Source organism: Nocardia sp. NPDC058497 (genome assembly GCF_042720195.1).
Classification (GTDB): domain Bacteria; phylum Actinomycetota; class Actinomycetes; order Mycobacteriales; family Mycobacteriaceae; genus Nocardia.
The window spans coordinates 1-3,099 of sequence record NZ_JBHXMY010000656.1 but is presented as its reverse complement, the minus strand read 5'-3'; the positions used below and the strand labels follow the sequence as shown (position 1 = coordinate 3,099).

General features: G+C 68.5%; 4 protein-coding genes. All 4 read left to right on the top strand.

The window, feature by feature from the left end:
* Positions 1–61: 61 nt before the first annotated feature.
* Positions 62–739, top strand: coding sequence for a hypothetical protein (locus ACFWPJ_RS28965; RefSeq protein WP_378856105.1), 678 nt, complete (start codon positions 62–64; stop codon positions 737–739).
* On the top strand, positions 736–1,941 hold the full coding sequence (lhgO, locus tag ACFWPJ_RS28960; RefSeq protein ID WP_378856103.1) for an L-2-hydroxyglutarate oxidase: 1,206 nt from the start codon (positions 736–738) through the stop codon (positions 1,939–1,941). Before ACFWPJ_RS28965 ends, lhgO begins: the two co-directional genes overlap by 4 nt.
* Positions 1,942–2,009: 68 nt before the next feature.
* On the top strand, positions 2,010–2,483 hold the full coding sequence (locus ACFWPJ_RS28955; RefSeq protein WP_378856101.1) for an SRPBCC family protein: 474 nt from the start codon (positions 2,010–2,012) through the stop codon (positions 2,481–2,483).
* 10 nt (positions 2,484–2,493) lie between these two features.
* Positions 2,494–3,012, top strand: a complete 519-nt coding sequence (locus ACFWPJ_RS28950) for a ribonuclease H (RefSeq protein WP_378856099.1) — start codon at positions 2,494–2,496, stop codon at positions 3,010–3,012.
* Positions 3,013–3,099: the final 87 nt, after the last annotated feature.

Here is a 3,099-nt window from a genome sequence, read left to right as displayed (position 1 = left end):
GGCTTTCAACGATGCGGGCCCCGTTCCCTCGGGTTTACCCACACGCAGGAAGGACCGCATCGTGACCGCCCATCGACCAGCGCAGATCGTGCGCCTGTCCGCGACCGTCATCGCCGGCGCCGCCAGCCTCTGCCTCACCGTGGCCGCGGGCGCCTACATCGTCAATCACATGCCCGCACTCGCGCCGCCACCGGCTGCCGACCACGCGGCGCCTGCCGATTCACCCGGGCACGGGCATCATCGTCCCCCGCTCGCCGGGGACTCTTCGCCACGGTCCGCGAGCGATATCGTCGAACTCGCGATGTCGTCCGCGCCTGCCGTGCCGACCGCGACCCGCACCGTGGCGACGCAGCAGTCCGGTGCGACGCCGGACAATTCGACACTGGGCGGACGGCTGCGGATCGGGACAAGCAGCTACGTCGGCGCGCAGGTCGCGCCCGCGCGCACCGACACCATCGCGTTCACGGTGGACACCAATCTGGTGACGACCATCGCGACGAAGTACCTCGGCATCACGGCCGATCCGGCCGGCGTCACCGCGCTGCGCACCGAACTCGACACGCGCCGTGGCGAACTGGTCTTCGTCCTGTCCGATCCCGGTCTCGGCAGTCACACCCTGCGCGTCGAGCGGGTGCAGAAGCCGTCGACCGATGTACGCAACGGCACCGAACCGGCCGCGGACGAGGCGCCCGCACCGGAGTCGCCTGCGGACGAGGCGCCGACTACCGTCGGCGTGTGAGTTCTGGCGGCACCGCGGACGGTGTGTACGACTTCTGCGTGCTCGGCGGCGGCATCGTCGGCGTGGCGACCGCGCATCGGCTGCTGACCAAGTTTCCCGGGGCGAGCCTGGTGCTCGTCGACAAGGAGTCCGCCCTCGGCGCGCACCAGACCGGGCACAACAGCGGCGTCATCCACTCCGGGATCTATTACCCGCCGGACAGTTTGAAGGCCCGGCTGTGCAGGGCGGGCGCGCGGTGGACCAAGGAGTTCGCCGCCGCCAACGACATTCCGTTCCAGGAATGCGGAAAACTGCTGGTGGCCACCGATTCGGCCGAGCACGCGCGGATGCTCGACCTCTACGAGCGGTCGATCGCCAACGGTGTCGACGTGGAGGCGATCGACGCGGCGGAGCTGGTCCGGCGTGAACCACGGATCACCGGTGTCGGTGCGTTGTTCGTGCCCGCCACCGGCATCATCGACTACGCGAAGGTCACCGCCGCACTGGCCGACCAGGTGACGGGCATGGGCGGCCGGATCATGCTCGACACCCCGATCGAGTCGATCAGCGAAACTGATTCAGCCGTCACGGCTTCCGGGCCGACCGGCTCGATCACCGCACGCACGCTGGTGGTCTGCGCGGGCTTGCAGGCCGACCGGATGGCGCGAATGGCCGGTATCCGCACCGACTTCCGCATCGTCCCGTTCCGTGGCGAGTACTACCGGCTGCCCACCAACCGGGCCGACCTTGTCAGCACGCTCATCTATCCGGTGCCCGACCCCGCCCTGCCGTTCCTCGGCGTACACCTGAGCCCGACCATCGACGGCGAGCTGACCGTCGGGCCGAACGCGGTACTCGGGCTGTCCAGAGAGGGCTACCCCAAGGGCAGCGTCGATGTGCGCGACGCCGTCGACGTGCTGAGTTTCCCCGGTTTTCATCGGGTGGCCCGCAACCACGTCCGGACCGGCGCACGCGAGCTGCGCAATTCGCTGTTCAAGCGCGGCTACCTCGCCGAATGCCGCAAGTACTGCCCAGAACTCATGTCAGCCGACCTGCTGCCGCATCGCGCGGGGATCAGGGCGCAGGCGGTGCTGCGCGACGGCACCCTTGTGCACGACTTCCTGATCGAGCGGACACCGCGCTCGATTCACGTCCTCAACGCGCCCTCGCCGGCGGCTACCTCGGCGATGCCGATCGCGGAATACCTCGTCGACCAGCTCTGACCGCCATTCCGGCGAATAAAGAGGAGATTTGTAGTAATTTTGGGGCCATCCGTCATCAGGGAGGGCCGATGGGCCACATCAAGTATGCGTGTGACGTCGGCGCACCGGTCGACGTCGCCTTCGCCTACGCCGAGAACTTCCGCTTCGTCCCGCACTGGATGTCCGGCGTCACCGGCATCGAGCCCGCGGGCGAACCCGACCGGGGACTCGGCGCCGCCTTCGCGATGAAAGTCCGCCTGTTCGGGGTGATTCCGCTCCGAACCACCTGCGAGATCACCGAATACCGGCGCAATGCGGTGATCGGGTATACCCTGCGTGGGCGGGTATACGGAACCGTGACACTACGGTTCGACCCACTCGGCTACGAACGGTCGGTGCTGACCTCCGAAGCCGACTATCCACCACCACGCGGTGTGTTCGGCCGCCTGTGCCATGGCCTCGTAGACGCGGCCGCGAGATCGGCACTGCGCCGTACGGAGTCGCGGTTGCGAAGGGAGATAGAGGCATTCCACGGTACCGATCTTGTCGGCCGCATCGCCTAGGGTGGCGGTCATGATCATCGTGAGCACCGACGGGTCCTGCCTGCGCAATCCCGGTGGTGCCATCGGCTGGGCCTGGGTGAATCACCAGGGTCCCGCCGACAGCGGGGGAGCGGTCAGCGGTACCAACCAGATCGCCGAACTGCGCGCGGTATTGGAAGCCATCCTCGCCCACCCCGGCGCCGAGCCGATGCTCATCGAGAGCGATTCCCAGTACGCCATCAAGTGCGCCTCCGAGTGGATCGGCAGCTGGCGGCGCAACGGCTGGCGCACCTCCACCGGCGGCGCGGTGAAGAACGTCGAGATCATCAAACAGATCGACCGGGCCATCACCCGGCGCGAGGGTCCGGTGCGCTTCCGCTGGGTCCGCGGGCACGTGGGCAACTATTTCAACGAACAAGCCGACACACTGGCAGGCGCGGCCGCACGCGAGGCCGCCGCCCGCCCGGCGCAAGCCGAAACCACCAGACCGCGGACCACGGGGAAGCCGGTCGAGCCGGCAGCGCCGTCCGGGACACTCACCCTGTTCTGACGAGCCGGCACGACCGGAGGTGGTGCGCCCGCAAAACCCCCCCGCCGGCGGGGGGGGGGGGGGGGTGAGTGTCGGCGCGCTCGGCAT